This is a genomic window from Pelosinus sp. UFO1 (assembly GCF_000725345.1).
In the GTDB taxonomy this organism is placed as follows: domain Bacteria; phylum Bacillota; class Negativicutes; order DSM-13327; family DSM-13327; genus Pelosinus.
In genome coordinates, this window is record NZ_CP008852.1 from 3,913,803 (window position 1) to 3,937,381 (window position 23,579).

The following is a 23,579-nucleotide window of genomic DNA, read 5'->3' on the forward strand; positions in this document are numbered from 1 at the left end:
GGCTGTTAACGAGATGAAGATGGGAGTCTTAGAGCGGTTTAGTCATCGGATAAAAAGTAAGACTCCTACTTGTAAAGGTGGGAGTCTTATCCTATTAATTTCTCGGGTAGATATCTGCTAAGGCTTCTGAAAGTTGACTATATTGAAAAGGATAACCTTGTTGTAATAAACGTTTAGGGTACACCTTTTGCCCTTTTAATAGAACTTCTTCCGCCATTTCACCAAACAATATTCGTGCTAATAATGCAGGGATACGAGTTCGACATTTACTACCTAACGTTGTCCCTAGCACCTCCATAAATTCTTTCATTGTCACAGCATAAGGCGTGCAGGCATTATAGACTCCCTGCCAAGCCCCGTTGTCCAGTGCCTGAATAATTATATTGACAAGGTCTTTACGATGAATCCAAGACATCCATTGCTGGCCATCACCAAGATAACCACCCATGCCGAAGGAAAAAGGCGTGGCGACTCTAGGCAGCATACCTCCATCCCGTTCTAGGACATGCCCTAGTCGCAGACGAACAACACGCATTCCTAAACTTTCCCCTTTTATAGCTTCTAATTCCCAAGCTCGGCATACATCCGCTAAAAAACCATAGCCACTTCCACTACTTTCTGTGAATCTCTGCTGCGGATGAGTACCATAATAACCGATAGCAGAAGCATTCACCAATACTTTAGGGAAGGGTAAACCTCGTTCCTGATTCCGGCGAATACTGTCTACAATACAGGAAGTGGCTGCAACCCGGCTATTTAGAATTCTTTGGCGTATGGTAGCATCCCAGCGACTGCCGGCAATACTTTCACCAGCTAAATTAATAATGCCATCTAAACTAGCAATCACCTTTTCTGAGAACAATGCACCTGCAGCAGGCATTTGAACCAAGCTCGCCTCTTGCTTTTTCTTAGTGTTACGAGAAACGATCTGTATACAATCACCTCGCTGAAGAAGCTGCTCAACCACTGCACTGCCAACAAAACCTGTCCCTCCTGTGATTAGTAGATTCACAAAACGCCCTCCCTTACCAGTCCCCTTTTCTCCTTGTGTCTCTAATATTAAGCCTGTTACATTAGCTTCCATCCTTCTATATGTAAGCTCTTTAGTCCAAAAAAGCTTCCTACGTGAATCATTAGGGGTATTCTAGGATAAAAATTTTTAGGTACATATACAGCAACTTGGTTAATTTCTTTTACACAATATTCTGTAGCATCTGGCGGTTTGCCTAGATAAACAGAGGGGCCCAAATCAAAATTACCGCAACATGACCCTGCTCTCCCATTATCAATTACATGTACGGTTCCTTTCTTGCTTAGAATATAATCTCTGGCCTCATCACTCACTGTTAACACAATATCCCTCCCAATCTACGGAAAACATCCGATATCGCCCGCTAAAATTTTCTTTTTCTTCGACGAGAAAAGAGGAAAAACCTTTATCCGATGACTAAACCGCTCTAAGACTCCCATCTTCATCTCGTTAACAGCCTGTAATATCCTGCCCTCTGGTTAGGATAACAGTCTGTAAAACTCGAAGTAAGTTCGCTCTAAGGATTTTCGAATCCAAGGCTCACTTATATAAGTGGGAGTTAAGAGCGGCTAAGTCCCTGGATAAGTGCGACTAAGATTCAGATGGAGTTAAAACTCCATCTGAATCAAGTCTTCTTTATCTATTTTAAATCCCCGCCCATGCTTCCTAAGCAACGGTACGGGGATTTAGTCATGCAATCACTCCTCTAAAAAATTCACAACCATGGACAAATAAACCAAAGAGCAACACTAATAATTACAATCCATACTATATTCCCAAAGTTAAAGAACAATAAAAGTAATACTAACAAAATAATCGTGATTATATAGTGCTCCAGGGCTAAGTTTATCCAACCCATACCATCCCTCCTCTACACTAGTCTTACTGTATTATATGCTTAGTAACCTTATTATGTTATTTTAGGACAAATAACGCGTTAGCTGACTCTAAGGAGGCAACTAACGCGTTTAATAAGATCTTTTTCTATTCTACTAAAGTTTACTTGGAGCCAACACTCCATGCAGATAGGTCTCAACAGCCTGATTAATATAGTATTCTGCCTGATTCTCCCTGGGTGGCAAGATTTCCTTCGATAAATTTTGTGTAAAAAAATAGAAATTTACAATACCCGATAAAGATAACGCTGCATATTCTGGATCTAAATCCGCGCGAAATTGCCCTACCTTAATTGCCTCTCGAATACAGTCACTAAGAAAATTATTTAATTGGGAGAGCTCCTTTTTCACAATGGTATCAAAGGATGCTGTCGGATTAATAAATTCACCATAGACCAAATGACTTGTATAGGGACATTTAATATGAGACTTAGCTACTAATTGTCCAAAGAGGCGTATTTTTTCCGCAGGATTCAAGTGATCTTTCTTACGAATCACATCAATCGTTTCTGCAATAACTACAAATTGAGTTTGCAAGACGGCGGCATATAGATTTTCCTTGCCACCAAAATAATAAGAAATTAAAGCAATGTTTACACCAGCAGCTTCCGCTAATTCTTTGACGGATACGGCTGCATAACCTTTCATAGCAAACAATGGGATGGCCGCATCCAAGATTTTGTCCATCGTGGATTTTTCTGTTACGTTTTCTTTTTTCATTTGCGTACCCCTTATTATCTTAGCTGTGACTCCTGATTTGCAGCTAAATAAAAATACCTATTTAACTATAGCATATGGCAACTTTGCCTATTTGTCCACAGAAAATAGCTCAATCTATCCTCTTACAGTCTTTGTTATTTGTCTAGATTTATCATCCCTCTTTGTGCTATCCTATATTTGGAAGTAACTTTATTGGAGGTGTTGTTATGATTCTCTTTAAAAAAATTTGTATCTTATTTGCCTTGTTACAATTCTCAGCCGTTCTAATTCCCCTGCCTGCTTTTGCCTTTAAAACTTACCATGTTGCTGTTCTGCCATTGATCAATAGTGCACACTGTTCAGATCAAGAAGTACTACAGTTAGTGCAGACTAAAATTAACGATAAGTTTAAGTATCCTTTTTACGAAATCATACCGCTAGCACCGTTATCGACAGACATGCAGAAAAACATATCTGAAAAGACAAGGGATAAGGCAAATATGACACAACTTGCAGATGCCCTTTCTGCTGACATTGTGATTGCTGTAGAACTTGTTCGTGCCGAATCGGTAATAGTACATCCTTCTATATGGAATTTCTCTTCTAATAATGATGATACTTATGTAGACACAAATGTGTTACTTACATGTTATACTTATTCTGCAGCGGATGACCGCTATCTATCTTTTAAAGCCTCTACATATGGTGTAGAACCTATGACAGCTGATACAGACCTATATCACTCTGTAGAAAAGACCATGGATCAACTTACTAGCAAATTACCTTATAAAAGAGTTCCTCAAGGCGCTGTAACAAGTAGTAATAACAATCTTTCAGAAAAACAGTAACAAACATTAAGAAAAACGCTACGCGTCCTTTTTGAACCACAAAGACACAAAGGTCACAAAAGGGGTTCTATCCATTTCATTCCCATCTTTTTTGTGTGCCGCGATAGCGGCATTGTGTCTTTGTGGTTCAATCTTTTTAACTAGAAACTTATAAATTCTGATACCATAAGAAAAGACTTGGCTTAGGCCAAGTCCTCAGACGCAGGCAGAAGCCTTAGTCGTTCTTACTTGGAATCAAGGAAGTGTTATACTTTCTGATTCCGTAAAAAAACAATAATCGAGGTGCTATATGAATACTATTATGAAACAATGTTTATCCTTACTTATCCTAGTAATTACTTTATTTACCCCAACTGTATTGGCTGCTGAAAGCCCTTCTAACGCCAAAGTATCGAATACCTTTCACCTCACAGGACAGGTCGTATTCTCTAATTTGGAGGGGGGGTTCTACGGTATTATTGGTGATGATGGAAAAAAATATCAACCCACCAACTTGCCGCGAAAGCTCAAAAAAGACGGAGCAACCATAAAGTTTGATGCAAAAATTAAAGACAACGGTATGAGTACCTTTCAATGGGGCACTATTGTTGAACTTTCTAATGTTGCACCAATTACAACTACCATTTCAGCAGAAGAACGCCGGGCTATCTATGTGTTACTCAAGCGAATGGATGCCTTTAATACGAAGGATCTAAATAAACTACAACAAATAGATACTGTCGCACGAAAGTTGACGAAGGAGCAATTCGGCAGCTGGGTCAACAAATATGATAATTTTACCCTTCAGTATGTAGACATCTCTTATAGCGATTCCATTTCCATTACTGGTTCCTGCTACTATACCCGAGAACTTGTAAATGGTATGACCCTGCATGGTAATACGGATTTAACGGGTATGACTTTCACCCTCTCACAAACGCAAAATGGCTGGAAACTCACCGAATCCGGAGCTCTTACCAATCCTATCAATCCCTATAATCCAGATGTTCTCGCCGAACTCAAACAAAAAGCACTAGAAAAGTATAAGACAGATACTTTGGCATCACTTTGGCAATAAAACAAAATTTATACATGCCCTAAAAAAAGTAATTACCATGAAATAGTTGACCACGCAACTATCTCATGGTAATTTATACTTATATAAAAATGGATCGATTTTTGTTGATCAAATTAGAAAGGGCATAGACTTATGAAAGATAACATTATTATTTTCCTTTTAGCCTGTATGGGAGGCTTTCTCTTTTTTACAATACATTCTCCTCTACCTTGGACTTTAGGACCACTAGTCATCACTCTACTTTGGAAAACACTTAGAAAAAAATCAGTTTATTGGCCAAGGCCCATCCGAAACACAGGGCTTATTTTCCTTGGCTACGCCATGGGCAGTCCCTTTACTATTCAGGTAGGCCATCAAATCCTCGGACAGCTTCCTGGAATGCTTATGGCTACCTTTGCTACTATGACCATAAGTCTTTTAGTTGGATGGTTTACCAGTCGTCGTACTGGAGTCGGAATCATTAATGGACTGATTGGCAGCGTACCAGGAGGACTTTCCCAAATGGCAGTGATCTGCGAAGAAATTGATGGCGCCGATGTAGCAGTCGTTACTCTTATGCAAATTACTAGGGTACTAACGGTTGTTTTCATTGTACCGATGCTGGCAATCTATGGCCTTTCAAATAATTCTACACCCATTCCCCTCTTCGCTGCCAATGCTCCCCTCAATTACGCAGCATTTTTACCGTTTGTAGTCGTTTGCATTCTTTCCCCTCAGTTGGCAAAATTATTAAAAGTCCCCACCCCCTACCTTATGGGTCCTACCCTTGGAACTATTTCACTGATTATTGGAGGATATGATGCGCCTCACCTTCCTCAATATCTCACCGCATTAGCCCAAATCGCCATTGGGATACGGATGGGAGCTGACATTACTTTTGATGGGTTAAAAAATTGGAAGTCTATTGTTTTATATACCTTTGGAGGCGTTCTCCTTGTGATTACTATGTCTTTAGGTGTTGACTATGCGTTAACCAAATTCTATTCCATTTCTTTTCTAACGGCTTTTATCAGTACAGCTCCAGGAGGAATCACAGAAATGGGACTTACAGCAATGACAGTTCACGCTGATGTCTCCCTCGTTGTTGCCTACCAGCTTTTCAGGCTTTTATCTATGCTTATCCTTGGAATACCTGTGATAAGATGGTGGCTAATGAGAAGAGCAGTTAGAAATGTAGTGGAAACGAATATCTAATTTAAACTGGAGGTACCGAACCCTGTGGAAATGGTTTTAAAGAAAAGTAACTCAAAATCCATACTCTCAGCCAAATTCTTAGCCAATTTGGCTATGCTTGTCACCGTAACCTTATGGGGTATGTCCTTTGTTAGTATAAAACTAGCAGTCAGTGAAATACCACCTGTTACATTGGCACTTTTACGGTTTTTAATTGCCAGTACAATCCTTTTTCTTATCTTGAAAAAAGTTGAACCTACTGCCAAATTGCAGCGATGTGATGTAAAGAAAATGATGCTAGCTGGCTTTTTAGGAATCACATTGTATTTCTTCTTTGAAAATACAGGAGTTAGGTTAACTACAGCTTCTAGCGCCTCTCTCATCACGTCTATCATTCCGATTATTGCAATTACAATGGATATTATCGTTTTTAAAACAAAAGTCCCCCTTATCCAAATCATTGGAATCCTAGTAGCCATGTGCGGCGCTTACTTATCCATCACAGCCAATGGACAAATTAATTTCTCATCGGAAACTTTTATTGGCAACCTTTACGTCGTTGGTGCCATGCTTTCCTGGACAGGCTATACCTTACTTAATAAATCCTTTAAGGGCAAGTATTCTGGTCTTTTTTTGACAACTTATCAGACTTTATTTGGAACACTCTTTCTACTCCCTCTTTCCTTCTTTGAACATAATCAGTGGCATGTATTTTCACTACACGCCTTGGGGCATATACTATACCTGGCGATTTGTTGTTCGGCACTCGGATATTTTTTATACATTTATGCATTAAGCAACTTAGATGTTACCATAACTACCTTATATTTAAATCTTATGTCTATTGTCGGGGTTATTGGTGGGTGTTTTATTCTTTCAGAAACGGTGTTTCCTGCTCAACTTTTAGGCGGCATTATGATTATTATCAGTATAGTTATGATCAATTTTGCAGCGTCTAAAAAAAAAATGTTCGTGCTTCCTCTAGAACAGTAAAAAAATATTATGAAACGCCGCAAAATAGGAGAGAAGCGTAACCGTTTAAGCACGGAGAATTCATTTATTGCGTTGTGCTATCTATATAAAAAAGGCCCACAAGATTGTGGGCCTTTTTTATATAGATAGGGGAATTTTGAACTTTTAATTCATATATGTTCCACCATTAATGTTAATTGTCTCACCGGTTATAAAGTCAGACATACTTGAAGCCAAAAATAAAACTGCATCAGCTACATTCTGAGATTGTCCCAGCTTACCTAAGGGTATTCTCGACAACACTTGCTGGCGATATTCATCAGTCCACTGCGTACTCATATCCGTTTCGATCGGACCAGGACAAACCCCATTCACATAAATATTATGTTTTGCCATTTCTAAAGCTAGATGCTGTGTAAGGTAATTCACACCTGCTTTTGATGCGCCATAAGAAGGAGATGCATTTCTATGAGGAGTTTTGGCAGTAGAAGAAGATACATTTACAATTTTACCGTATTTCTGTTGTATCATAAATGGTAAAACAGCCATGCAACAATACAGTGTCCCGTTTAAATTAACATTGATCACTTTTTGCCAATCATCTAATTTCATCTCTAATGTTGGAGTACGCATATTAATCCCCGCATTATTTACAAGAATATCAATATTACCAAAATGATCGATGGCTGTTTTTACAATTTTAGTGGCAATAACAGGATCTGAAATATCTCCCACCTCCACTAAACACCTTTTTCCAAGTTTCTCAATCTCTGAAGCCAATTCATTTAATAAATCTTCATTATTTCCATTGATTACTAAAGAAGCGCCTTGTTTAGCTAAAGTTAAAGCAATTGATTTTCCAATACCTCTGGTTGCACCAGTTACAATTGCTACTTTCTTTTCCAAAAGCATTTTTTTATCTCCTTATGATTTCAGAATCATAAAACATCAATTCTTATTTTCACTACTACTTTTCGGACCTTACATGGTTTTTCCCCCACACTGCAATTCGGTCTGTGAGCATCCCACGGAAAATACACTGCGAACATTCCTTGAGACAGGATAATTTCTGTCTCTGCTGCAATACCTTTGTAAAATATAACATCCCGTGCTTTAAGACAATCTTCATCGATTTCAGAAACTGCCGCTAATGGACCAGAGCCTATCATCTCTTGTCCTGAACAAATATATTGTATGTCCAAATACTTTTCATGGGCTTCAGGTCTACGTTGTTCTTTCGGCTGGGTCTCATATTCTGCAACCATGGCGTAAATTTTATTATCTTGAATCTCATGCCGCCCCAATGCTAAGATTGAAAGATCTGTTTCCAAGAGAAATTTCAACCCTTGTTGTAATGCTACTGGATACAAACTCATCTCATTTTCTATGTTTAATAAATGTCCGACAATCATTTTAATCAACCATCCTTTTAATAAAATAATAGATTTTATATAGTGAGTTTTTCAGAAAATGCCTTTGCTGATAGCAAAGGCATTTTCTTTCAATTAATTGATAATGACAAATCCTTAACCCTTAACCCACTCTTCTGTAACTTGAACATACTTTATTGTCTGTCTGAAATACGTAAAAGTAATATGGATTTTTCCTTCAGAGGTTTGTTTTATCGAGGGATAAGAATATTCTCTGTTTAATTTTTCCTTAGAGTTATTCGTCATGCAATAGCCATCGCCGACTTCAATATCTCTCATATAAGGCCATGTTTTTCCGTTATCTTCTGAAATGGCAATGGTCATGGGAGCTCTCGGCGTTCCCCAAAATGCTGTCTTTTTATTCGGATCTATTTCTTCAACAACAGCTGGTTTTTCTTCTTCCGTCGTTATTTCACTATCATCCTCGTCCTCGATTTCATCGTACAAGGAAAGTCTGCGCTCTTTGGAACTTGCAGCACTTATATTATTGAAAACAATTGCCAAATGTCCATTACTCAGTTTTGTGAATTGAATGGACGAATTATTGTTAGGAAGTTCTGTCGGAACAGGTTCTGTCCACGTCCTACCATTATCTATCGAACGACTCAGATAAATATTGTCCGCCCAGCGACTTCTGTACAGAGCCAACAGTGTTCCATCCTCAAGCTTATCGATATTCATGTGGACGCATCCAGTACTGTTGGGCACTTGATACTCTGTCCATGTCTTTCCACTATCGGCTGAAATTTTCACTGCACTAGTATCATCATCACCAACCCACTTCCTACCTGGTGTGACACGACAATAGAAGATAGGAATAATCCAGTCTCCGTTATCTAAAACGACAATTGGTTGGCGAATAAAAGTACCAGGAGTATCAAATAAAGTTTGGATTTCTCCCCAGGTATAGCCATTATCTGCAGATATACGGTATCTGACAATGGCTGTATCTTGATTTCCTGATTTTTGGGCCGTATATAATAACCATAGCTTTCCATCCGGGGCAGGAAATAGTATGGGGTTTTGTTCTGATCTTGTAGAATCATCAGAGATCTTTACTGGTTCTGTCCACTCAGATTCCCCTTTGTTCAGTCTAGATATATAAATGGAGATATCTGCAATTCCTTCCTGACTTCCTGCAAACCAAACACATAAAAAATCTCCATTTTCTAGTGGCATAATATTTGATGCGTGACTCTGCACGCAATGATTTGGCAATAATGCCTCAATTCTTTCAGAATCATTTGCTACTTGATATAGTTTACCTTGGGTGGTCACAACACTTGTTTTTCCTATATTACTCACCATCATCGCCTCCGTTTTTTAATTTACATTAACTTTTCTTAGTTAATCCTTACTAGACTATTTACGATCTGCTGTATGAACGTTATTATTCCAATGGAACATTTTTTCAATATACATGACGATTGCTGGAGAAATTAAAGCAATATAAATATTGTCTATACCGTATGGATCGCCCATTAGATACCATGCACTAGTGGTTACGGCTGCACCTAACAGTCCTAGATTCGCACCGCGGGTACTATTAAAGAAAGGTAAATAAAAGGCAATCATTGCCACTACTGAAATTGATAAACGGATGGCACGAGTAAAGAAGGACAACTTCAGAATTTCAGGCACGAAGAAAACGAAAATTAAAGGTATAACCCCAATAATTACAGAGAAGATACGAGTCATTTTAAATTCTTTTTCTGGAGTAGGTTTATACAAAGGCACATAGAAATCCTTGACTGCTAATGAGGCAATAGCCAAAGCAACGGTACTTACGCTGACAAATACGGAAGCCACAAGAGAGGTCGCCACCATTCCAGCTAAATATGGATTCATACTTTGCATAAAGATTGGCAATGCGTAGAGAGCGTTCATCTCTGGATATAGATATTTAGCGGCTACACCGATAAGGGCCAACGCAAAACCCAAAGGCAAGCAGAACAGCGCTGCATATAGGGTTGATTTCTTTGCCTCTTCAGCACTTTTATTTGAAGAAATAGCTTGCACTACAAACTGGGTGGAGAAAATAGCACCTACTGTACCGATGACCCAAGCAAGAATGGTCGTTATACCAATTTTACCATCCCAAGTAAAGTAGAATGCTGGCATTTTCTCTACCATGGGACTAATTCCACCAGTCAAAGATAAGGCAGTTACTAAAACAGCTGCTATTCCCACGTACTTAAAGAAACTGTGTAAGACAGTCACATAGGCAACACCCTTAAGGCCCCCATACACAAAATAGAAGGTACTGACTACTGCGATAATACACATGGAGATTGGTAAACTCATTTTTAGCACAGTCGACAAGGCTGCCGCACCACTGATGTAGTTACCAACATTTACGAGAAGTAAAGCATACATCATAACAATGGATACTGCATACTTAGTTGATTTACCATATTTTTGAGCGATAGCCCCAGAAATAGTAAACTCCCCTGATCCATATAATCGTTTAACCATGAAAAGGCTATACAACCAATAACCAATAGATGCTCCAAGAACAGACCACGCTGCCCCCATACCATATTTAAAAGCGGACTCAGCCGTTCCCACTGTTGACTTGGCACCAATAAATTCTGACATTAGCAAAACACCAACAACAAGAGCTGGCATAGCCCGTGATGCAACCATAAACTGCTCGGAATTCTTACTACGCAACTTCATTGTCAACCAAGAGGTACCAATAATATACAAAACCATCATGGCTACAATAATAAAGGTATCTGCTGAACTAAATTCTTTCATGATAGCACTCCTCTTATTTATAATTTATTTAAATATGGAAACAAGATAATTCCAAATGATTCTAACACTCTGATAATTACATTTAGTATAAATGCTTCTAAAATCTTAATTCCAGAAGAATCTATACTATTTTGCAACTCTTATAATAGTTTCTTATCCTTAATTTTTTCTTTAGAGACATCTAAATTAAACTTCATTACATCAGGTAACAAAATGGTTTGGATAAACCATGGAATATGATATTTTCCACCTAACGGATACGACAAGGTACATATAGCAGTAGTACTGGAGGTTGCGATAGAAATACCGCCAAATATTACATATGTAAAGAAAAACATCATCATATTTTATCTCAATATTTAATAGATTTTGAATATTATTTATAGAATTCAAAAATTTTAAGTATGTTGCCTCAATTTCAGGCTTATTGCAATTTAAAGATTCCCGACCTGGACCAACTGGGTGACCAAGTAAGATGACTGCACGCTTGTTAACTATATTTATATTTTCATCAATTGAATATTCGGTAAATTCCACGTCACACTGATCTGGGCTTGAGTTACTTCACACTGTCAGCAACCACCAACGCTCCTCCTGTGCCCATGAGCATTCTATTTTCTCGTTTAACTGATCATTACTAAACATCAGCTAACTGCCTTGCTATATTATGTTTAGTAATTGTACTGCTGTATCATTCGCATCTGTTATGCCTTCTGCAATAACCCCTGGTTCATTATTTATATATCGCCTCCTTTCCATTGCACCTTGCTAATACCTTATTGCAATTTCCGTGCCAGCGTGGTTTTGCTTGAAAACACTGCACGCATTTATATTTAACAAAAAATACGTTGCACATTGCAACGCATTCAATGCAATATGCAACGTATTTTTATTGTTTTGGCATTTAATTTTCGCCATATCGCAGTTCAATGAACGCTAGGTCTTGCTACCGTCCGGCTATAATTATAATATTTCATAGCCAGTCACACTAAAGCACAAATAAATCAAAAAACCAGTCAATTCAATACTTACCTTATTAAAAACCTTTCATCATTATTTACTGCTAAATCCGGAATTTGCTAACCGCATCTTGTAAATTCTGAGCCATTTGAGCAAGCGCTTGACTCGAAGATGCGATTTCTTCCATAGAAGCAGCCTGTTCTTCTGTAGCTGCCGAAACATTCTGTACCTCTCCTGTTGCGCTCTTCGTTAATTGATCAACCTGCTGTACTGAAAACACAACTTGCTGACTGTCACTTGCCAAATGCCGAATAACTGCTGATATGTCCCCGACCTGAGCTGCTAAGTTTGTTATCATCTCAATAATTTTTTGAAAGCTCACGCCTACCTCATTTATAACTCCGGTACCAGTCTTAACCTCTCTCGTACCTTCTTGCATGGCTAATACAGCTTTGTCTGTTTCACTCTGAATTTCCCCAATCAGATGGGCAATTTTTTTTGCCGCTTCCTGAGATTGTTCCGCTAATTTGCGAACCTCTTCAGCAACGACTGCAAAACCGCGCCCCTGTTCACCCGCCCTAGCCGCCTCAATAGCAGCATTCAGAGCCAAAAGATTAGTTTGACTTGCAATGCCGGAAATAGTATCAACAATTTGTCCTATTTCTTTTGACCGTTCACCCAGTTGCGCAACAACGATGGCTGAAGTACTAACCGTATGTTCAATATCCAACATTTGCTTAACAGCCCCTTGTACCGACCGACCGCCTTCCTGGGCTGTATTAACGGCCTTAATAGACTGCTCTGATACCCCATTAGCATTCTCTGCAGCCTGCTGGATACTTTTCGACATTTGTTCTATTACAGCGGTTACCTCAGTAAGTACATGATATTGTTGATCCGTTCCTTCTGCCACCTCAGTTATTGATGAAGCAACTTGATTAGCAGCCAATGCGGATTGTTCAGCACTGGACGTCAGTTCTTCTGATGCTGCTGCCAACTGATGCGCATTTCCCTGTACCTGACCGACTAGTCTTTTCAAATTAGTCACCATTGTAGAAAACGCAGTAGCCAACAGACCAATTTCATCTTTTGAAGATATTTCGATTTTCTGAGTAAGATCACCCTGCGCAATCTGGCTCGCCAGTTTCTGCATCTTTAAGATTGGTTGCGAAAAACTTTTGGCAACAAAAAAAGCCATTATCCCCACTATTAACAATACCACTAAAGTTGCCAGCCCAATCATAACTAACAACGAATGAGTTTTCGCTGTTATAACAGTATAAGGCACCTCCAAACATATTAACCAGCCTGTTCTATCATCATAAACATAAGTTACTACTTTTTTCCCTGCCTCTTTATCCTCTAAAATAGCAAATCCGTCTTTTTTTTCAGATAAACCTTCTTTTATAAAACCTACGTTATTCATGTCAACACGTTCTTTAACCAGATTTTGATCTGGATGAGCCAATATTTTACCTTCACTATCAATTACATATGCGATAGTACCGTTATTAGACAAATTTGTTACAAATTCACTAATCTTCGTAAGAGTAATTGATCCTTGCATAATTCCGACTACCCCACCTGTGTCGGCATCACGAACAGGCGTTACAAGGTTAATAACAAAACGATTCGAGTTTTTGCTAAAGACAACTCCTGATATTACTTCATCTTGCCCTTTGAGTGCCAACTGATAAAAAGGACGCTCCCAAATGTTAGCAACCGGAATATCGTCACCACGCACAACCTGATTTCCTTTTACATCATCAAGAGCAAACGAATTCTCAGGATACACCTTCTGAACCTGAACCAGAAATGTTTTGATCTTGGGTAAATCAAAGGACTTTACCGTAGGATTGGAAGCAATTGTTTTAAGTGCAATAAAAGATTTATCAAGGTATCCATTAATTTGCAAATTAACCTCAATTGCGAGTTCCTTGCATTGATTAATTGTTTCTTTCTCTAGTTCCGCACTTAAATATCGTACTGAAATAACCGACAATAGTATGAGTGGTATAAAACTGATTAATATCATAATGAGCAATAATTTCTTTTTAACACTCATTTTGGTTCCTCCTATCAAATTTGATAGCAAATCTCCTCAAGACTATTTAACTATTCTTTTATCCAGCAGTATTGTTCGATCACTTCAATATTTTTGGAATGCTACATACCCTATGATAAATAAAATGCATCAGGTGGAAATCAGCCACCTGATGCACAGGCTACGTCTACAAGATACGCCAAAGCATTTGCTATCTTACTCTAAATGCAATTGTCCCTACTTGTTTATCTATTTAACCTCAATATGCTCTACCTTTCCTAGCAAGAATAAATAATTCAAAATACCAACAACCAAAAGTCCTGAAGAAAGCAGCAAAGCCATTGTAAATGACCCCGTAGCCTGCAAAATCGCACCGGTAACAATAGGACCTACTACTCCGCCCATGTTAGAAACCGAATTTTGGAGTCCGGCAACCACTGAGGTCATATTTTTAGGTGCAACATCGCCAGGAAGTGCCCACACCTGGGAAGCAGCCACCGTCGTGCCCGATTTTGCAATACATAAAAGCACTATAGCTGTTACTGCCGACTCAGCGTAAGCCGCTAGACCTATGCAAGATGCCATAAAAAGACCGCCAACTAAGAAAACCTTTCGCGTAGCAGTTAAAGACAGCCATCCTTTTGACTGTACCTTGTCCGATGCCCAGCCAGCGGCGACTTCAACAAACATTGAGATTAAGAGAGGTAACATGGCTGCAAACCCCATAGCCAACATTCCCATGCCTTTCTCCTTGATCAGATACGTCGGAAGCCATGTAATAAAGAAATAAGAAGTGTAATTAATCATAAAAAAACCGATGCACATCGCCCAAATATTTCTGTATTTTAAAAGTTCGTACCATTTCATTGGCTGCTCTTTATCAAGACCTTCTTTTTTCGACTGCCCATCACGAATGTGCTTTAACTCAGCAGCATTTACGCCTTTGTGCTCTTCGGGAATTTCCTTAAAGTACATGATCCAGATGATAGACCAGATAATTCCTGCCCCACCGATAATGACAAAAGTCATTTTCCAGCCAAACAAGGCAATAAGCCAAACAATAAGTGGCATGGCAACCGCCCCGCCAAATTTGGAACCGCTGTCGAAAAGTCCGCCAACAGTTGCCCGCTCTTTATCAGGGAACCATTTGGAAGAAATCCCCGCATTACTTGGATACGCAGCAGCCTCGCCAATCCCAAGAGCCACACGAAATCCCAATATTGATTTAAATCCTGTTCCGAGTCCAGTTAAAGCTGTGGCCACCGACCACCAGGCTACAGCAAAACCAAGTGTCTTTTTCTGTCCAATTTTATCAGCAAACCAGCCTGCAGGTACCTGAAGCAAGGCATAGGACCAAAAAAATCCTGACATGATAATACCCATCTGACTTGGTGTTATACTAAATTCCTTAGTAATATACGGAGCTGCAGCTGCAAGCACTGTACGGTCAATATAATTAATGGCAATTGCTGACCACATTAATGCTGCAACAACCCAGCGAACATTTGATTTTTTCTCTGTCAACAAGATAATCCCTCCACTTTATGTATTGCTATTAAGCTTATTTTACTTTCAGATGTTTATAACTTCCCATTTGCCACAGGGAGGAATCAGACTGAATCATAATAATTTTTTGTAAATTGCCCGCATATCTTCTTTTGTTACCACTTTGGGATTGTTATCCAAAAGACGCGTTACCTTAGCTGCTGCCTCGATCAGATCGTCTAGGGCAGTTTCATTAATGCCCTTGGCCCGTAAATCGCAGGTGACATTCAAGTCTTTGATCAGGGAATATAGGTTATCAATCATTTTCTCTGCAGCTTGTCTAGTAGTACTGCCGGCAATTTCAAGCTCCATCGCAACAGCTATATCTTTAAATTTCTCTTCGCAAACGTCCAAGTTAAACCTCATCACATCTGGTAACAGAATTGCATTGGATAAGCCATGTGGAATATGATATTTTCCACCCAATGGGTAGGACAAAGCATGTACGGCAGTGGTACTAGAGGTTGCAATCGAAATGCCACCAAACATCGCTCCTAAAAGCATATCTTCACGGGCTGCTAAATTATGTCCATCATTATATGCTGTGCGAATACTACGAGATATCAAAGTAATTGCTTTTAATGCAAAAGTGTCACTGAAGGGATTCGCTTTTTTAGAAATGTAACACTCGATTGCATGGCATAATGCATCCATACCTGTATTGGCAGTAATATGCTTCGGTAAATTAATTGTCATGGTTGGATCTAAAATAACACAATCTGGTACCATCTTTTCACTAACAATACCGACTTTTAATTCTTCTTCCGGTATTAAAACAATGGCATTTGGCGTTGCTTCAGAACCAGTACCTGCTGTAGTTGGAATCATAAGTGTTGGTACACCACGACGTTTTATTTGTGCTTTTCCTTTTACCAATTCACGTAAGTTTACATTGTTAGTAAGCAGCAAAGAAACTATTTTTGCTGTATCCATCGAACTACCGCCACCAATGCCAATGATCATTTGGCATTCAAACTCTTTTGCAGCTTTAAATATTTCATTTACTTGATCAACTGTGGGTTCAGGCGGTGTGTTATTAATGATATGAACATGAATGCCTGCTTCTTCAAGTAGTTTTTTGGGGTTGTCTACTAAACCAGAATTCCAAACACCTTGATCAGTAATAATGACCACATTTTTAGCTTCATAATCAACAACAATATCTTTTATTTGTTCAATACAACCAGCTCCGGCTACGATTTTACCAATATTTAATAACGAATATACTTTACTCATAATAATTCTCCCACCATTTCATTTAGGTACTTATTTATACAATTATCCCTTGCGCTACTTATTTTTACCGCAGTTTCTCCTACTTGAGTTTCTATTTAGCATAAAATCGGTTTTCCCATTATTGCATCGAATATTTCAAAATAACTAAACTATTGCAAGTTTCAGTTATTTTTGAATAACTCTATTCCGATAAAAATTATTTATTCCAACGCGGGTGCTCATAAGCTTTAGGATTGCAAACATTTTTCCACCGTTCACCATTCATAACTGCAATCACACCTTCGGCGGCCATGGTTGCAACACCTGAAGCAGCTTCTTTCGTTTGCCCTGCCATATGTGGAGATACAATAATATTGTCATACTTAAACAATGGTTCATCAGCAGTCACTGGTTCATTACTAAATACATCTGTAGCTGCAGAATGTAGTTGATTGTTTTCCAATGCTTTTGCCAAGGCAACTTCATCAATAATATGACCGCGCGAACAATTAATTAGAATGGCACTTTTCTTCATCAACCTCAATTCAGTTTCACCGATCAGGTTTTTAGTTTTAGGTGTTAATGGTACATGCAAAGAGACCACATCAGCTATTGCCAAAACAGCAGTAAGTTCGGTTTCATATTGATATCCTTGCTCTGTAATGACTTCCGGTTTAACAAAAGGATCATATACAACAACTTTCATTCCAACACCAACTGCCATCTGGGCAAGAATACTGCCAATATGACCATAACCAACTAAACCTAATGTTTTTCCATATATTTCGAAGGCTTTATAACTGCTTCTTATATTAAAATTGCCTTTACGAAGTTCCTTATCACTATGCACCATATCTTTTGCCGCAGCAAACATAAAAGCAAAGGCATGTTCTGCTACTGATCGAGTATTAGCGCCAGGAGCAACAACCACAGGAATACCAAGTTCAGTTGCGGCGTCCACATCCACATCATCAACACCAACACCAGGTCGTCCAATAACTTTCAATTTTTTTGCAGCAAGCATTGTTTTTCTGTCAATGGAACCAATGCGAATAATAAGACCTTCAGCATCAAGTAATTCAGGCAGCATTGCTTCTGGATCACCATTATTGGTGATCGCAACCTTTACATTTGCTTTTTCTAGCACAGCCATTCCATCATCATGTAATCGATGTGAGATAACAACTTTTTTCATTTTTAACGCCCCTTATTAGAAACTCGTTAATTTAGAGCTATAACATAGAGTCAATACTGCTTTCCAACATCTGGACAGCCATTAACTCTATGTTTACTCTTCTATTTTAAAACTCTGGGTAGTATTAATTTTAAATATTACTTATACAATTCAAAAACTTTAAGTAATGCTGCATCAATTTCAGGCTTATTGCAATTTGAAGGTTCGCGACCTGGACCAACTGGGTAACCAAGTAAATTGGCTGCACGTTTAACAACTGAATTTGGATTGCCCATTTGCATCACATTACGAAATGGTCTGATTTTCTTTTGGGCTTCATTTGCCTCTTCAAATTTACCTTGTGACCATAATTCATAGATACTTACCATTAATTCAGGAAATACATTGGAACAACCAGAAATTGCCCCAGTACCGCCTGCCATTAATGTCCATAAGATCAACGAATCACTGCCAGCTAATACGCTTAAACGTGGATCGGTATTTTCGATGTATTTTAATGTATTGTCAAAATTACCACTGCTGTCTTTAATACCAATGATATTTTCGTATTTTGCCAATTTTTTCACTGTTGTATAGTCAATGTTATTGCCTGTTCTTGCTGGGATGTTATACAGCAAGATGGGTAAATCAACGGCTTCTGCTACACTGCTAAAATGACGATATAGGTCATCTTGTGAAATACCAGAAAAATATGGTGATATGACTGATAATACATCTACACCTAAATTCTTAGCAATTTTCGATAGCTCAATTGTTTCTTGTGTTGTTATACAACCAGTACCAGCATATACAGGCACTCGGCCTTTTACTTCACCAACAGTAACCTTAATGATTTCAATCTTTTCTTCTTGTGAAAATGCGTAAAATTCACCATTTGTCCCTAAAGCAAAAATACCACTAATTCCTGCGTTGATTAAACGATTAATCTGACTGCGCATTTCCTTTTCATTGAATTTCTCCTCTGCTGTTAATGGAGTAAGAATTGGAGCAATAATACCTTGTGGTTTAAACATACTAATCATCCTTTCAATTATCCATTTATAGAAATAATGTATTTTTAAAGATTGGCAAATTTCACTTTTGCCATCTTAGCACCAAGTAATAATGATTCTGTCATACTTTTGCTGTCTGCAATACCCTTTCCAGCAATATTAAATGCTGTACCATGATCAACGGAAGTTCGAATGCAAGGCAAGCCCACTGTGACATTAACGCCTGTTTCAAATCCTAATACTTTGATTGGAATATGCCCTTGATCATGATACATAACCACTACAATATCAAATTCTTTTTTAACGGCTGCTTGATAAAATACGGTATCTGGTGGAACTGGTCCGGTAACGTTCATTCCCATTGCTTTTGCTTCATTAATCGCTGGTGTAATTTCTAATTCATCTTCAGTACCAAACAAACCATGTTCACCTGAATGTGGATTAAGTCCAGCTACAGCAATTCGTGGCTCTTCAATTCCCATCATTTTTAGCGTATCATCCGCTAAGCGAATTACACGAAGTACCCGATCTTTTTTGACAAGATCACAAGCTTGTCTCAGTGGCACATGAGTTGTTACATGTATGACTTTAAGGGCGCCACTAACTAGCATCATGGAATAATCTTTTTGTCCAGATAAAGCACCAAGTATCTCCGTATGTCCTGGATAATGATTACCCCCAAGATTTAAAGCTTCTTTATTCAAAGGAGCAGTAACAATTGCATGGATTTCCTTCTTTAACGCATAGTCAACCGCTTTTTCAATATACTCGTACGCTGCTTTACCAGCTCTCCCATCTACTTGTGCAAAAGGCAAATCTAGAGGTAAATTATCTAAATCAATAATATCAATCGTTCCATAGTTTTTACCCGCTTGACTTGGATCTTGGACAGCCTGACATTTTAAATCAGCACCAATAATCCCGATGGCACGTTCCATTATTTTTTTATCGCCAAAAACTACAGGCCTTGCAACGTCATATATGTTTTTCTCTGCTAATGCTTTGACAATAATCTCTGGACCAATTCCCGCTGCATCGCCCATTGTAATTCCCAATATCGGTTTCATTCGTAATTCCTCCTTATCTTGTTTATTGAATTAAAGACACAACTCTCTTGCATCATTTAAATCTAAGTTTATTTTTTTACTGAATCAGAAAATATAACACTTTCTTGATTCCAAGTAAGAACGACTAAGGCTTCTGCCTGCGTCTGAGGACTTGGCACAAGTCAAGTCTTTTCTTATCTATTTCCGTATTGCCTGTATCGACAGAACAAACGCATCATCTTGACCAAAAGCGCCGGCTTTGGTTACCACTTGTAATCCATTGCAGCGTCCACCAACCAATCGTCCTAGGGGAATTCCAACTGCAACTTCTTCCAATACTTCAATGGCTTCCGCACCTAAGGATCGGCAAACATGAATTGCTGTATCACCGCCAGTAAGCACCATACCAGCCAATTGATAGTCTGTTAACTGAGCGACAATATCACCTAAAGCAACTGCCGTTTTCTCGCTAACTTCAGTACTACTAAGTCCACAATTTTCTCCCGCTGCCACCGCAGCTAAAACGTCACGATCATCAACTGCACTAGCAACTAATATATCTTTTCCCTGCTCCAATAAAGTTCTCGCTTGTTCAACGCATCGCGTTATTTCGTCTTCTTTCTTCTGGATGAGTCTGGCCACGTTCATTTTCACCAGTTGAACATTCGGTAATTTTAATGTGGCACTGATCTGTGCTTGGGTGACTTTACTCACACTGCCTGCAACCACTAACACAGCTCCTTTTGCTGAGATCACTATGTTTTCTTGTTTAGCTGACCATTGATAAAAATTAGGTAACTGCTCTGCTAATCCCGCAGATCCTACCCACAGAATTTTTTGATAGTCTTGCATAGCTTTGACAATAAGCTCCAAATGCTCATCCAATACCGCATCAAAGACAATCCATGTTTCACTACGTTCTACACAACGTTTGACTGCTTGCTTCACCGCTTCTAATCCTGACATAATAACACTGAGTGAAATTAAACCAATTTTAACCTCGGTTTGTTTATGTAATAATTCCACTATACGTGATTCATTTACCGGACTCTTTGGTGCACGAGCAATTTCCGTTAATTCGATTGGCATATGATTTAATAAATGATACCCTCCAACCGTAATACGATTATTACTGGGAAAAGCGGGCGCTATCACAACTACCTCTGGTTTGAAGACCGCTGCTGTCGCTTCAATTTCAGCACCAAGATTTCCCCTAAGGGTTGAATCAACTTTTTTATAGATATTTTTCACACCACTATTTTGTAACGTTTCGCAAACTACTTTCACCCTAGCATAAGCTGCCTCTGGTGCAATATCCCTACTATCCGTATCTATAACCACAACATCAGCAGTTTCTTTTAATAATTTTTTTTGATCAAAATCAATCCTAACACAGCTACTTATGTTATGTTTAGAAAATTGTACTGCTGTATCATTTGCACCCGTTATGTCATCTGCAATAACCGCTAGTTTTATCATCTATATCACCTTCTCTCAATTGCACCTCGCTAATCTATATTGCAAATTCCGTGCCAACCTCATTTTCCTTGTTAACACTACATTCCTCTGTTACTAAAAAATAATACGTTGCATAATGCAACGTATTCAGTGCATGATGCAACGTATTATTTTTTAGCTACCTTGCTATTCAATTTTCGCCATAGGGTAGTTCGATGAATACCAAGCCTTGCTGCTGCGCGACTATAATTATATTCTTCTTCGCCCAATACACGTAATAATGTATCATATTCCACCGTAGCCAAACTATCTTTCGTCTTACTTTTTCCTCTATCACTTTCTCCTATTGATTCACCTTTTTCATCATAGGCCTCGATAATATCTTGTTTAGTAATGGTTGGTCCGTTAGCTAAAAGCATCGCTCGTTCCATCGTATTTGCCAATTGTCTAATATTTCCCGGCCAGTCGCGTTGTTTTAAATATTCCCTGGCCTCTACATGAATCCCCGTAATTTTCCCATTGATATGATTCATTTTCTTGATCATTTCTTTTGCTAACAGCGGGATATCTTCGATCCTTTCACCCAATGTCGGCATATGGATACGCAATATATTAAGTCGATAATAAAGATCTTGTCGAAAATTCTTTTCATCTATTAGTTGGGCTAAATTTTGATTCGTTGCAGCAATAATGCGCACATCTACTGGAATAACACTCTCACCACCCAAATGCATTATGGCTTTCTCCTGTAATACACGTAGTAATCTTGACTGCAAGGATAAAGGCATTTCACCAATTTCATCTAAAAAAAGCGTTCCACCGTGGGCCAATTCAAATAATCCTTGTCGCCCACCTTTTTTTGCTCCAGTAAATGCACCTTCTGCGTAACCAAACAATTCGCTTTCCAGTAAACTTTCTGGGAATGCTGCACAGTTTACGGCAACAAAGGGACCATTGGCACGTGCACTCACATTATGAATACTTTGTACCAACATTTCCTTGCCTGTACCAGATTCGCCGGTAATTAAAATAGTCGATTGAGTTAGCGCATACTTAGTGGCCTTGCGCTTCAGTACACTACACGCTGATGATGAACCAACAATATCAGTCATTTTTGTCTTTGCTACCAAGCCTTTAGCGTGCAGTTTTTTACGAACATTTTGTTCTAATTGTTGCAATTGTGATACATGTTGAAAATTATAAATACTGCCAATAACTTCATCTTTAACTTTGATTTGACTATGTTTAATCGTGAGTGTCTTATCACTAATGCGTTGTACATCTGCCATTTTTTCGGTAAAATCATCATTTCCTTGCAGTGAGAATTGTGGAATAACCGCTTGCAACTGATTGCCGATAGCTTCTAAGTGAGATACTTGGAAAAACTTTTCTGCCATGGGATTAAAAATAGTAATTCTATCATTAATATCCGTTGCGATAATGCCTTCCACCGATGTGTCAATCACAGTACATAACAACTCAGATTTTTCCTGTTCTTCACGTCGAATACGCGCAATTAATTCTGCCTCATTGATTGCTTTATAAATAGCTTCTTTACCAGATTGAATCAAAGCTCCCTGCACACCAACACGTGCCGCTAATTTTGTCGAGATTGCATCACCAATGATAAGTTCTACACCATTTTGGACTGCAGCAGTAATTTTTTCTAGGGCCTCACCTTCATTTTTTAAAGCAATTTCTACAAAAGTAATACCTAGTAGTGTTGCTAAGTCCTCACAACCATAAATCACATTTTCAAATCCTGCTATACCAATTTTCTCAGGATATTCACCACAATTTCGTAATGCACGTAAAACATCCATTACAGTAACTTGAATATGTACAGTGGGTATATTCACACTATTTTTAATCAACGTGGCTGTACCACCACGGCTGATGATAACCTCAACACCATCCTCCACTGCTTGCTTAACAATAGCGATACACTCTTGCAAGTCTCCTTTGACTACCTTAATAAGATTTGCAGAATTAGTAAACCTTTCTAATACCACTTCCTCTGCCAATTTCGCTAAGCTTGCAAATGGTGCTACAAATAAAATTCTTGCTTCCACGATCGGTCACCTCGTCTCTAAGTTCAGTAGATGTAACATAAATTAATTTTGTTAAATAAACTAATAACTATAGTGATAAGCGATACTTATAAATATCCTAATTTAGCCTTTATCACTTATAGAAATATTATATATTTTTTTATAAAAGCATTATACCATTACGAAACTACAAAATACGTTTTTTCTG

General features: G+C 38.5%; 19 protein-coding genes. 4 read left to right on the forward strand and 15 right to left on the reverse strand.

Going from position 1 to position 23,579, the window contains the following annotated elements; translation table 11 throughout:
* Positions 1-94: 94 nt before the first annotated feature.
* The 3 genes from UFO1_RS18525 to UFO1_RS18535 form a co-directional block, all read right to left on the reverse strand.
* The gene (locus UFO1_RS18525) at positions 95-1,012 is read right to left on the reverse strand and encodes a TIGR01777 family oxidoreductase (protein WP_038675420.1); all 918 of its coding nucleotides are present in this window, start codon (positions 1,010-1,012) and stop codon (positions 95-97) included.
* Between the two features lie 56 nt (positions 1,013-1,068).
* Positions 1,069-1,353: a CC/Se motif family (seleno)protein gene (locus tag UFO1_RS18530; RefSeq protein ID WP_038673293.1), complete on the reverse strand. Its 285-nt coding sequence runs from the start codon at positions 1,351-1,353 to the stop codon at positions 1,069-1,071.
* A gap of 669 nt (positions 1,354-2,022) precedes the next feature.
* Entirely contained in the window at positions 2,023-2,646 is a 624-nt protein-coding gene (locus UFO1_RS18535) for a TetR/AcrR family transcriptional regulator (RefSeq protein ID WP_038673294.1), read from the reverse strand.
* A gap of 206 nt (positions 2,647-2,852) precedes the next feature.
* Here UFO1_RS18535 and UFO1_RS18540 point away from each other — a divergent pair, with 206 nt between their 5' ends.
* The 4 genes from UFO1_RS18540 (at position 2,853) to UFO1_RS18555 (ending at position 6,696) form a co-directional block, all read left to right on the forward strand.
* The gene (locus UFO1_RS18540; protein ID WP_038673296.1) at positions 2,853-3,473 is read left to right on the forward strand and encodes a hypothetical protein; all 621 of its coding nucleotides are present in this window, start codon (positions 2,853-2,855) and stop codon (positions 3,471-3,473) included.
* Between the two features lie 289 nt (positions 3,474-3,762).
* A complete protein-coding gene (locus UFO1_RS18545; protein WP_038673298.1) occupies positions 3,763-4,530 on the forward strand; it encodes a hypothetical protein in 768 nt (255 codons plus the stop codon).
* A 132-nt stretch (positions 4,531-4,662) separates the two neighbouring features.
* Positions 4,663-5,724 carry an AbrB family transcriptional regulator gene (locus tag UFO1_RS18550; protein WP_038673301.1) on the forward strand — a complete coding sequence of 354 codons (1,062 nt, stop codon included), beginning with the start codon at positions 4,663-4,665 and terminating at the stop codon, positions 5,722-5,724.
* 30 nt (positions 5,725-5,754) lie between these two features.
* The gene (locus tag UFO1_RS18555) at positions 5,755-6,696 is read left to right on the forward strand and encodes a DMT family transporter (protein WP_236639442.1); all 942 of its coding nucleotides are present in this window, start codon (positions 5,755-5,757) and stop codon (positions 6,694-6,696) included.
* 144 nt (positions 6,697-6,840) lie between these two features.
* Here the strand turns inward: UFO1_RS18555 and UFO1_RS18560 are convergent, their stop codons facing one another.
* The 12 genes from UFO1_RS18560 to UFO1_RS18620 form a co-directional block, all read right to left on the reverse strand.
* Positions 6,841-7,587, reverse strand: coding sequence for an SDR family NAD(P)-dependent oxidoreductase (locus tag UFO1_RS18560; RefSeq protein WP_038673303.1), 747 nt, complete (start codon positions 7,585-7,587; stop codon positions 6,841-6,843).
* A 26-nt stretch (positions 7,588-7,613) separates the two neighbouring features.
* Positions 7,614-8,087 (reverse strand): YhcH/YjgK/YiaL family protein, encoded by a 474-nt coding sequence (locus UFO1_RS18565; protein ID WP_038673305.1) that lies wholly within the window; start codon positions 8,085-8,087, stop codon positions 7,614-7,616.
* Positions 8,088-8,201: 114 nt separating this feature from the next.
* On the reverse strand, positions 8,202-9,413 hold the full coding sequence (locus UFO1_RS18570; protein WP_051789011.1) for an exo-alpha-sialidase: 1,212 nt from the start codon (positions 9,411-9,413) through the stop codon (positions 8,202-8,204).
* 54 nt (positions 9,414-9,467) lie between these two features.
* Entirely contained in the window at positions 9,468-10,865 is a 1,398-nt protein-coding gene (locus UFO1_RS18575; RefSeq protein WP_173406229.1) for a sodium:solute symporter family protein, read from the reverse strand.
* A gap of 1,063 nt (positions 10,866-11,928) precedes the next feature.
* Complete coding sequence (locus tag UFO1_RS18585; protein WP_038673309.1) at positions 11,929-13,890, reverse strand: methyl-accepting chemotaxis protein; 1,962 nt, start codon at positions 13,888-13,890, stop codon at positions 11,929-11,931.
* Positions 13,891-14,118: 228 nt separating this feature from the next.
* Positions 14,119-15,396 carry an MFS transporter gene (locus UFO1_RS18590; protein WP_038673310.1) on the reverse strand — a complete coding sequence of 426 codons (1,278 nt, stop codon included), beginning with the start codon at positions 15,394-15,396 and terminating at the stop codon, positions 14,119-14,121.
* A gap of 93 nt (positions 15,397-15,489) precedes the next feature.
* A complete protein-coding gene (locus UFO1_RS18595; RefSeq protein ID WP_038673312.1) occupies positions 15,490-16,650 on the reverse strand; it encodes an iron-containing alcohol dehydrogenase in 1,161 nt (386 codons plus the stop codon).
* A 196-nt stretch (positions 16,651-16,846) separates the two neighbouring features.
* Complete coding sequence (locus tag UFO1_RS18600) at positions 16,847-17,824, reverse strand: hydroxyacid dehydrogenase (protein ID WP_038673314.1); 978 nt, start codon at positions 17,822-17,824, stop codon at positions 16,847-16,849.
* 137 nt (positions 17,825-17,961) lie between these two features.
* Positions 17,962-18,837, reverse strand: coding sequence for a 4-hydroxy-tetrahydrodipicolinate synthase (gene dapA / locus UFO1_RS18605; RefSeq protein ID WP_038673315.1), 876 nt, complete (start codon positions 18,835-18,837; stop codon positions 17,962-17,964).
* A 44-nt stretch (positions 18,838-18,881) separates the two neighbouring features.
* Positions 18,882-19,883: a 4-hydroxythreonine-4-phosphate dehydrogenase PdxA gene (pdxA, locus tag UFO1_RS18610; RefSeq protein ID WP_038673317.1), complete on the reverse strand. Its 1,002-nt coding sequence runs from the start codon at positions 19,881-19,883 to the stop codon at positions 18,882-18,884.
* Positions 19,884-20,060: 177 nt separating this feature from the next.
* Positions 20,061-21,341: a four-carbon acid sugar kinase family protein gene (locus tag UFO1_RS18615; RefSeq protein WP_038673319.1), complete on the reverse strand. Its 1,281-nt coding sequence runs from the start codon at positions 21,339-21,341 to the stop codon at positions 20,061-20,063.
* A 146-nt stretch (positions 21,342-21,487) separates the two neighbouring features.
* Entirely contained in the window at positions 21,488-23,392 is a 1,905-nt protein-coding gene (locus UFO1_RS18620) for a sigma 54-interacting transcriptional regulator (RefSeq protein ID WP_038673321.1), read from the reverse strand.
* Positions 23,393-23,579: the final 187 nt, after the last annotated feature.

Coding starts and splice junctions, on each gene's coding strand:
- UFO1_RS18535 (WP_038673294.1), bottom strand. CDS start 2,646: ATGAAAAAAGAAAACGTAACAGAAAAATCCACGATGGACAAAATCTTG.
- UFO1_RS18540 (WP_038673296.1), top strand. CDS start 2,853: ATGATTCTCTTTAAAAAAATTTGTATCTTATTTGCCTTGTTACAATTC.
- UFO1_RS18545 (WP_038673298.1), top strand. CDS start 3,763: ATGAATACTATTATGAAACAATGTTTATCCTTACTTATCCTAGTAATT.
- UFO1_RS18550 (WP_038673301.1), top strand. CDS start 4,663: ATGAAAGATAACATTATTATTTTCCTTTTAGCCTGTATGGGAGGCTTT.
- UFO1_RS18555 (WP_236639442.1), top strand. CDS start 5,755: ATGGTTTTAAAGAAAAGTAACTCAAAATCCATACTCTCAGCCAAATTC.
- UFO1_RS18560 (WP_038673303.1), bottom strand. CDS start 7,587: ATGCTTTTGGAAAAGAAAGTAGCAATTGTAACTGGTGCAACCAGAGGT.
- UFO1_RS18565 (WP_038673305.1), bottom strand. CDS start 8,087: ATGATTGTCGGACATTTATTAAACATAGAAAATGAGATGAGTTTGTAT.
- UFO1_RS18570 (WP_051789011.1), bottom strand. CDS start 9,413: ATGGTGAGTAATATAGGAAAAACAAGTGTTGTGACCACCCAAGGTAAA.
- UFO1_RS18575 (WP_173406229.1), bottom strand. CDS start 10,865: ATGAAAGAATTTAGTTCAGCAGATACCTTTATTATTGTAGCCATGATG.
- UFO1_RS18585 (WP_038673309.1), bottom strand. CDS start 13,890: ATGAGTGTTAAAAAGAAATTATTGCTCATTATGATATTAATCAGTTTT.
- UFO1_RS18595 (WP_038673312.1), bottom strand. CDS start 16,650: ATGAGTAAAGTATATTCGTTATTAAATATTGGTAAAATCGTAGCCGGA.
- UFO1_RS18600 (WP_038673314.1), bottom strand. CDS start 17,824: ATGAAAAAAGTTGTTATCTCACATCGATTACATGATGATGGAATGGCT.
- dapA (WP_038673315.1), bottom strand. CDS start 18,837: ATGTTTAAACCACAAGGTATTATTGCTCCAATTCTTACTCCATTAACA.
- pdxA (WP_038673317.1), bottom strand. CDS start 19,883: ATGAAACCGATATTGGGAATTACAATGGGCGATGCAGCGGGAATTGGT.
- UFO1_RS18615 (WP_038673319.1), bottom strand. CDS start 21,341: ATGATAAAACTAGCGGTTATTGCAGATGACATAACGGGTGCAAATGAT.